Raw genomic sequence first — 8,043 nt, 5'->3', positions numbered from 1 at the left:
TTTCCAATCCCGCTTTTTACCTGTTGCAGTTTTGTCCTCAAGGATGGTATAATCCGAATTGGAAACATTACAATTAAATTTATTACACATAAAAACTCCTTCTGACGCTAGTTCTCTAGCATCCTATTATTTTTGGTGGTACTTAAATAATAGCAGAAGGAGTTTTGACTTGTCAAAATGCCTTTCAACCCTTGACAGAACTGAATCTATCGTACTTTTTGAAAATCTCATTGTTTCTATATAGTATCAAGATAAGAAAAGACACGATTCTGACTTCGTCAAAATCGTCCAAAAAGCTGGCGAAATCGCCATCTTTTTAAAAACCCAAAACCACAAAACCTAAAAGACCAAAGACTAAACCAAATTTCCCCGCAGGGGGAGATTTTTTTTTTGATTTTTTTGAATCGCTTTATCCAAGAACCTGACTAAACCTGACATCCCAAATACAGTTGCCATCATATTAGCCACAAAAAAACAGACCATAAAGGTCTGTTAATACATCTTTATCATGTTGCAACTCTTGAATCTGCTGAATACTTAGTCGCAACCCTTGATGCAATATCATGACTCTCTTTAGTTTCTGAAACAAAATTTACAGAAACTAATAGTACAAGCGCACACATGACTACAGAGAAAAATCTCTTAAAACTCATACAAGCCATCGCCCCTCCGAATTTGTTTTTGAGCATCGATCATCTGTCTATAAAAATATACAGAATCATCCAAACGCTCAAGCCTATTATAGAATTCGGCGGCTTCTAATGCCAATTCCTCCAAATAAGGAAAACCAGCTGCGTTTCTCAATTCATTCATGGCATGAAGAACATGCTCCCTATCACCTAAATCTATATACAAAGCCTTCAGCACGTTTAAAACTCGTCCAAATAAAGCATCCTCAAAAAATTGAACATATTCTAAACTCTTCTCAAAAAAAGAAACTCCAGTTTCTCTTTTACCTTTTCTAAGATGAATTAGAGCTAAATCATAATAGGCTTGGATTAATTCCTTAGCTTTAATTTTTTCGCCAACCTCAACAGCACGATCAAAATAATAAACTGCTTTATCGTATTGCCCCATATCATTATAACAACATCCAACATTCAACAAAGCTTTTGTAACCATAGAATCGTTATCAATTGATCTAGCAATCTTAAGAGTATTTTCAAAATGAACCAAAGCCTTCTCATGAGTTTTCAAATCAATATAATTTCCTGCAACAACTGTAAGACAGTTTATTTCTCGAATAACATAAGTTGAGTTCGCTGTATATGTATCATAAGCGAGTTTCACATAATACATAGACATATGAGTTTGCTTCATATGATAAAAAACTTCTGACATTTTATAATAAAATTCTGCTCTCTCAATTTCATCAGAAACTTGTGAAAGCTTCTTTTCCGCACGTCTATAGAACGTGATAGCTCTCAAATATTCCCCTTTTGCAAACTCATACATTCCCCTAAAAAAATTAAAATAGTATTCGAGAAGACCAGTAAGTCTCTTCCCCTGTCCTTCTACCTCCCGCAAGTAGTCAGCTTTATTCATTCTGTTTTCAGAGGGATTTAAATAGTCCAACATCAAACGATGCCTAAACTCCATTAATTGAAAATATAAAAGGACGTCCTGATCTTCTTCCATATCATTTAAATTTCTCTCAATTTCCGCTTTTAATATTTCAGCATCAGTCACGTTGAATCGTTTTATATGGATATACCATTCGTTTATTTGAACACCAATTTGTGAAGAAGGTATATTTGCCATCATCAATCCCCCTTTGTAAATACCATTTTTCTGTTAAATCCTAGCATAATTTCTCATAAGAGAAGCCTGTTTGCGCCCCATTTTTGAAAATTTTCGGCATCTCGCAAACTTTTTTTAAAATGAATTCAGCAGACAAAACAGAAAAACGCATTTAAAGCCCATATAAGCGTTTTTAACGTTATTACCTACTTTATTACCTAAACAAAAATAAAAGCGCTCAGAAACGAATCTGAACGCTCTCAGGGGCATTTTTGAAATGCACGCCTTATTTTTTTATACGTTTTATTTTCATCTTCCGTACTACCCCCCTGTTAGTGGGGGGGGGTTCCCGTTTGGCTCTCGGTGCTTCGCTTTTCGTTGCCACTCGACGACTATCGTCGTCTTTCGCTTCGCACCTTCGCCAAACAAATCTTCCGAATAAAACTTTCTCTTATTCTATCATCTTCACACTATATCTTAAACAGAGTAAAAATATACAAGAACTTTTGTAGTGAGATGCTTATACAAACTCAAATTATCCGAATAACATATTAAATCAAATAACAAGGAGGGTATTTAATGCTTAATATTTCTCAATCATTATCTAGATTGGGCATTTCTCAAAACGTTGACATAGGTGGTACTTCATCAAACAATGATCTTTCATCATCTGGATTCAAAAGTCTTTTCTCCACTCTTACACCTGGAACTCCATTGACGATTATTGGAGACTCAAGCTATATGTATGGTCCTGGTCAATTTATTAATTACACTCCAGCTAATGGATTAGTCGCAATTACTGAGTCTAACAACATTACACCAGCAGGATCATCAACATCTTTTATAGATGTCAACAAAATAGAATCTGTTACATTTAACAGCTAACCTTAAAATTCCGCCTTTCTCTTTCCAGATATACATTGCCCCATCAACTTAACAATTATGAAAAGAGAAATTCATTGATATCACCCCCCTAATCTTGAACTTCTCTTTTTTTATTACATACTCTTTGGGCTCTGCCCAAACCCGCCAACGGTCTGCCCGTTGGATCGCAAATGGTCAAACCCCCTACCCCCGATCTTCGGGGGGTGCCCCTTCGGCAGGCGCAAACAAACGGAGGTTTGTTTGAACCAATAGGCTTTGGGTGCTGTCAATGAGTCAACTCCTTAATGCTCACTTTCGTTCCGCTTACCGTTGACTCATGCCACGTGTTCTTCACTTTACTTTTATTGTGTTCCACACCAATGAAAAAATCAAAAAAATACTAATAAAAAAAATGCAATCAAAAATGCATTCTTTTTTAAAGTGTCTCGCCTTAAACATCTCGTGATCGAATGATCGCATCCATGGACGCAACCATGATCGTGATCGCAGGAATCCATTGATATAACTAGAATAATCAGGGTATGATCGTATGGTGATCGAGGTGGTGAAATCCTATGGACAATCAACAAAAATGGTACTCTATTAAATCACTAGAGAATAAACTTAGAATACCCAATACAACATTGCGAAGATACATTCGTCAACATGGTCATCACTTGAACATAAAGAAAGACGGAAAGAGCTACTTGGTGGCAGAAGAATCTATACCATTACTCAAAAAAATACGTAGCTTATATGATCAAGGAAAGTCTATTGAAAGCATTGAGAAAGGGCTCAAAAACGAAGGACATCCAATCACTATTACCATAGACGATTACAATGAAAATACAGTGTTGACGCTGAATGAGTCGCTAGAGGACATAAGGAATAGTCTGACCTCACAGATGAATGAACAAAAACAAATCATCCAATCTCTCATTCAAACAGTTCACGAACAGCGACACTTCTTTGAGACTAAGCTCGAGGAAAGAGACAAACACCTATTAGATACTCTAAAGGAAAATCAAGAATTGAAAAAACAGCTTGCCTCTACTCATAAAAAAAAGTGGTGGGAATTTTGGAAATAGAACTCCCGACAAGGGCGCACTTATACACACCCCTGTGTGCGTGCTAAAATCGCCTGATTTCCGTCAAGCGTGTTAAAGAAAAGCAGACCACAAAAAGGGTCTGCTTTTACCTCAGTCTTTCATCTTCTTCTCGTTAATCCCACCATTTTGTAGAAACCTTAGTTGCAGGATTCGTTAACTTTTCAAGATGTAATTCCGCTTTTTTATTATTTCCATCAACAAAACTACGAACATTGAATATTACTTCATACGTTCCCCCTTGATTTGATAGGGTAAAGTAAGAAACATCATCATTGAAAATCGGATCTTCTTCCACAAGTTTATAACGCCATGTAAAGCCAGGACCTATGTAAGGCTGTTTAATCTGAATTCCAAGATCACCGCCACCGGAATAAAAAGTTTTAGACTGCCGATAAAATGTCGAAGACCCTAAGTAATCCCACTCTCCAGCTCCCATAGGGGTAATTAAATCAAAATCATTCGATATTTTTCGAACCTTCAGCTGGACAGATGACTGATCATTTACACCATCCTCTGGACCATCGTTGGCAACAACTGGGTCCATAACATCACTATCTTCAGCAGCCTTAACAGAACCAACATTAAAACCAACTGTAAAAAAGCTTGTAACGAGCAATGTACCGACCAAAATTAACTTTTTCATGTGCTTCCCTTTCCCCCAAATTTTTTATTCTATTTTCTCGATCGATTTAACTGGTACTTGTGGTGGATTGAAATAAAGGTCAATCCGCTGAACAGTGACAAAAACAACAGAAAAAATCAAAGAACAAACAAAAGTCAACAGAAGTAACTTCCATAATTTTAGGTTGTTCATAATCTCTCCCTCCTCTATCAATTAGTAATATAATACTATATATTCCCATTATGGAACAATAATGGGTATTAAGTACAGGGGGAAAGGGGGAATATTTGATTAAAGCTCATGAAATGTCAAATTCAAAAAAATGATCAGCACAATAATTGCTATTACAATAATTGTTTCCTTAGTATAATTTTTGTAATTATTGTCCCATTGCCTTTGTTTTCTTATCTCCTCCCTATACTTTTTTTGAATTTCTCTTCTCTTGTCATTCATTTTCATGACTTGACTCCCTCTGGCTTAGAATCAGTAAAGCAATCTCATCAAAACTTGCATTTTGTAGCAATTTTAACGTGCGAAACAAAAGCACGCCAGTGCAAAAAAGCCTTGGTAGTATCAAATCCACCAAGACTTTTTTTATTTAGTTATGTAGTCTTTAATTCCAAGATGCTAATAGTCCAAAAAAAGAAGCAGGCTTTAGTCGCCTACTTCTCCTGAATGAACAAATGTAATGAACATAATAATACCAAAAATTAATGCACCTACATCCATCACATCAACTTCAATCGTCATCACATTCACCCCCCACAGTGACAGGATTCTATCACACAAAATTCCACTAAAACGAAATCATGAAAAATAAAAAAAATGATTGCGGTGTCCGCAATCAAAAAATAAATTTTTCCAAAGTTTACTTTTATAGTTTTCTAGCAATCTGATTGATGATATTGTTATTTTTGTATTAATTAAACATTAGGAGGGTCAGAATGAGCATAGTAAAAAAACACTTCAAAAAAATTGTTAGTTTAATGGTTCTGGTTTTAATCACATCTGGAATTTCTTTATCAACAGCAAAAGCAACCAGTGTAGATTTCAACTCAAAAGAATTTCAAGATAAGCAACAAGTAGTTGCTCAAACACTCAAATTAGAAAATGGTACATATCAAATTGACGAAGAGCTAGCACAAGGCAAATTGACAAAAACAGAAATAAACAATATCAATACATTTTTCACAAATGTGGACTCAAAAGTTCTTGATGAATTAGTGAAAATCCTAAATCCAAGCAACAGTGAAGTATCCACTAAAGCGTTACCAGTAGTTGTAGTAGCATTTCTTGGAGCACTTGCCGCTTTTGTAGGTTGGGAACTAGCAAGTAATATTACAGCAGATTTTTATAGATGGGGAGTAAAATCAGGGTGCAAAAAGTGGAAAAAAGTTAAGGTTGTAAAAAGCTTTTGTAAAGCAAATGATTATCTATAAAATCAAAAAAGTCGCTTCTCTAAGAAGCGACTTTAATTATTTGTTACCAATTTGAGAAGTGTAGAAACTCCCCATAGTACTAAACCGATACCAGCAAACAACGCAAGAAACAAGCCACCAAAGAAATAAAATCCTCCCATGTTTATCACCTCATCTTTATATCTTTATTTTACCATTTCAAGAATAAAAGAGAAATAATGCAATTTAACCATGAATGAATTACGTAATTCTTGACCAATAAATGATTCATACAAAAAAGCAGGCTTACTGGAGCCTGCTTTTCTATCTGATTTTTTTACTTTGGCTTAATAATGATTATTCTTATTAGCTTTTTTCCTCTTTACAATCTTGACAATGAAATAAATCAAAAGAATAGAAGCTCCAAGCACAGAATAATTATAAACAACGTCAAACCAATTTACCTGAGATACTTCAACCAAAAGAATCCCTCCCTTTAAAACTTAACAGTATAAGTAACTGCTTTAGAATACCCAACTGGTTGGCCTACAATATTCATACCATACAACTTAGTACCTCTTACATAAGCCTTCCCACCTGTTTTTTTCGCATTCAAATTATACCATGTTGATCTTTGTGTCCAAGTAATAGCAAACATTATGCCGACCTGTTCACTCCATACATTTACATTTTTAACCTTTCCGCCAACTCTCTTAACACGAGCATAGGAACCAATATATCCAGTTCCGTTGTATTCTTTAAAACTATAAGTTTTTGTCGTAGTCTTAGATTTGGATGATGCTTTTACCGTTGCTAGAGCCATTAAAGAATTACCAACATATTGGTCATTTTCTTCACTCGCATAATTTTCTGCTAAACCCTTAGCATTTTCTTCTTTAAGAAAATCTTCAAATTCTTCAATAGAACTAAAATTTAGTGAATGTTTCTGATCTACTTTAATATCAGAAACAATATCAAATCCATATTTTTTAGCAATTTCATTAGCCTTAGCAACAATATCCACTTTCTGCTCCTCTGCCTTTGTATAACTTCCTCCTACAAAAAATGAAGAAACAGAAAAAACTAAAATAGTCAAAACAAGAAATAAATTTTTCAAAATAACCCTCCTAAAATAATCAAAATATATAAAAATATAACATATTTTCTATAAAAAAGGTCATTTAGCCTATGTATTTTAAAGTTATTTTAAGTTTTATATAATAAGCATACACTACATAAAAAGCAGGCTTATTTAGCCTGCTTTTCTAATTGATTATGTAATTCTTAATACCAACATGCCAATGCGCCATGACTTCAAACGCATCATTGGCGATCTCGTCATCATCTTCTTCAATTCTGATCAAGTCACCATCTTCTGCATCCGTTAAATTCAATTCTTGGTGGATCTCCTTCAAGATACCGCCATACCCGATTAATCGCCTAGAAGCTAGAGCATCATCCAAATAATAAACCGTTTCCAAATTTTCGTCGGTCACTTCATTCCCGCGTATCACATCCGTATCCTTCACTGGATACTTGGAAATCTCTAAAATCGCTTTCTGTTCTTCCATTGCTTCACGCACTTCTTTTTCAATTGCTTCCGCATCAATGCTCTTTTTCCCTTTAACTCTCTGTACATGCACAATAGGTGTGTAATCTAATTTCATGGCACGCTTCCAAAGGCTTGTCCATTCTGCTTGTTTAATATAAGACTGACCTCTAAAATAGCTTTTTTTCACTGGAATCAACACATGAAAATGTGGATGATATGTATTCTGTGCATGATTTTTTGTGATCTCTAAAGCTCTAAAATAACCAAGAACCACTGAAGACACTTTTTTATATTTCATCAGTTTATTAAAGCCTTTCATCATATCTGAAATCGTTTGTTTCAGATCATCACCCTCGACATTCTTTACTGTCAAAGTGAGGAATATCCACGCAGGATTGTACTGCCTATTCGCTTCCTCGACAATCAGCTTGTTATGATGGGCAATTTTGAGTGACCTTCGCCACGCACACATAGCGCATAACCTCACTTTACAAAAATAGGCTTGATATAATCGTAGTCTGCCAGTTGCTTTATCCCTTCTAAACGCAAGACATTCCGCACAATTACATAAATTTTCTGCTTTTTTGCCATAGTAAGGTGCACCAGTACGTTTCTCCAAAGCCTTATAGTGTTCAGACATCAAAGTCGATTTTTCCTTTTTTCCTTTCCAATCCCGCTTTTTACCTGTTGCAGTTTTGTCCTCAAGGATGGTATAATCCGAATTGGAAACATTACAATTAAATTTATTACACATAAAAA

The 8,043-nt window shown here is 35.1% G+C and carries 9 protein-coding genes; 3 read left to right on the top strand and 6 right to left on the bottom strand.

Features of this window, described 5'->3' with window-relative positions; genetic code table 11:
• Positions 1-642: 642 nt before the first annotated feature.
• Positions 643-1,761, bottom strand: a complete 1,119-nt coding sequence (locus ACIQCE_RS16310; RefSeq protein WP_400496065.1) for a response regulator aspartate phosphatase — start codon at positions 1,759-1,761, stop codon at positions 643-645.
• Between the two features lie 558 nt (positions 1,762-2,319).
• Between ACIQCE_RS16310 and ACIQCE_RS16305 the strand changes: the two genes are divergently transcribed.
• Together ACIQCE_RS16305 and ACIQCE_RS16300 are read left to right on the top strand one after the other, a co-directional pair.
• Positions 2,320-2,625 (top strand): protein CgeA, encoded by a 306-nt coding sequence (locus ACIQCE_RS16305; protein ID WP_400496064.1) that lies wholly within the window; start codon positions 2,320-2,322, stop codon positions 2,623-2,625.
• Positions 2,626-3,179: 554 nt separating this feature from the next.
• Entirely contained in the window at positions 3,180-3,692 is a 513-nt protein-coding gene (locus tag ACIQCE_RS16300) for a DUF3967 domain-containing protein (RefSeq protein ID WP_400496061.1), read from the top strand.
• A gap of 133 nt (positions 3,693-3,825) precedes the next feature.
• Here the strand turns inward: ACIQCE_RS16300 and ACIQCE_RS16295 are convergent, their stop codons facing one another.
• The 3 genes from ACIQCE_RS16295 to ACIQCE_RS16285 form a co-directional block, all read right to left on the bottom strand.
• Complete coding sequence (locus ACIQCE_RS16295; RefSeq protein ID WP_400496059.1) at positions 3,826-4,356, bottom strand: hypothetical protein; 531 nt, start codon at positions 4,354-4,356, stop codon at positions 3,826-3,828.
• 24 nt (positions 4,357-4,380) lie between these two features.
• Complete coding sequence (locus tag ACIQCE_RS16290) at positions 4,381-4,527, bottom strand: hypothetical protein (protein ID WP_400496058.1); 147 nt, start codon at positions 4,525-4,527, stop codon at positions 4,381-4,383.
• Positions 4,528-4,626: 99 nt separating this feature from the next.
• Entirely contained in the window at positions 4,627-4,794 is a 168-nt protein-coding gene (locus ACIQCE_RS16285) for a hypothetical protein (protein ID WP_400496056.1), read from the bottom strand.
• 485 nt (positions 4,795-5,279) lie between these two features.
• Here ACIQCE_RS16285 and ACIQCE_RS16280 point away from each other — a divergent pair, with 485 nt between their 5' ends.
• Positions 5,280-5,774, top strand: coding sequence for a hypothetical protein (locus ACIQCE_RS16280; RefSeq protein ID WP_400496055.1), 495 nt, complete (start codon positions 5,280-5,282; stop codon positions 5,772-5,774).
• A 454-nt stretch (positions 5,775-6,228) separates the two neighbouring features.
• Here the strand turns inward: ACIQCE_RS16280 and ACIQCE_RS16275 are convergent, their stop codons facing one another.
• Positions 6,229-6,849, bottom strand: a complete 621-nt coding sequence (locus ACIQCE_RS16275) for a hypothetical protein (RefSeq protein WP_400496054.1) — start codon at positions 6,847-6,849, stop codon at positions 6,229-6,231.
• Positions 6,850-6,997: 148 nt separating this feature from the next.
• Positions 6,998-8,038 (bottom strand): protein rep, encoded by a 1,041-nt coding sequence (locus tag ACIQCE_RS16270; protein ID WP_400496067.1) that lies wholly within the window; start codon positions 8,036-8,038, stop codon positions 6,998-7,000.
• Positions 8,039-8,043: the final 5 nt, after the last annotated feature.

Origin of the sequence: Bacillus sp. NPDC093026, from assembly GCF_044754665.1 — a bacterium.
In the GTDB taxonomy this organism is placed as follows: domain Bacteria; phylum Bacillota; class Bacilli; order Bacillales; family Bacillaceae; genus Bacillus; species Bacillus maqinnsis.
The sequence above is the reverse complement of the archived record's forward strand: the minus strand, read 5'-3'. Positions and strand labels throughout refer to the sequence as shown.

Coding starts and splice junctions, on each gene's coding strand:
- ACIQCE_RS16270 (WP_400496067.1), bottom strand. CDS start 8,038: ATGTGTAATAAATTTAATTGTAATGTTTCCAATTCGGATTATACCATC.
- ACIQCE_RS16300 (WP_400496061.1), top strand. CDS start 3,180: ATGGACAATCAACAAAAATGGTACTCTATTAAATCACTAGAGAATAAA.
- ACIQCE_RS16295 (WP_400496059.1), bottom strand. CDS start 4,356: ATGAAAAAGTTAATTTTGGTCGGTACATTGCTCGTTACAAGCTTTTTT.
- ACIQCE_RS16290 (WP_400496058.1), bottom strand. CDS start 4,527: ATGAACAACCTAAAATTATGGAAGTTACTTCTGTTGACTTTTGTTTGT.
- ACIQCE_RS16310 (WP_400496065.1), bottom strand. CDS start 1,761: ATGGCAAATATACCTTCTTCACAAATTGGTGTTCAAATAAACGAATGG.
- ACIQCE_RS16285 (WP_400496056.1), bottom strand. CDS start 4,794: ATGAAAATGAATGACAAGAGAAGAGAAATTCAAAAAAAGTATAGGGAG.
- ACIQCE_RS16280 (WP_400496055.1), top strand. CDS start 5,280: ATGAGCATAGTAAAAAAACACTTCAAAAAAATTGTTAGTTTAATGGTT.
- ACIQCE_RS16305 (WP_400496064.1), top strand. CDS start 2,320: ATGCTTAATATTTCTCAATCATTATCTAGATTGGGCATTTCTCAAAAC.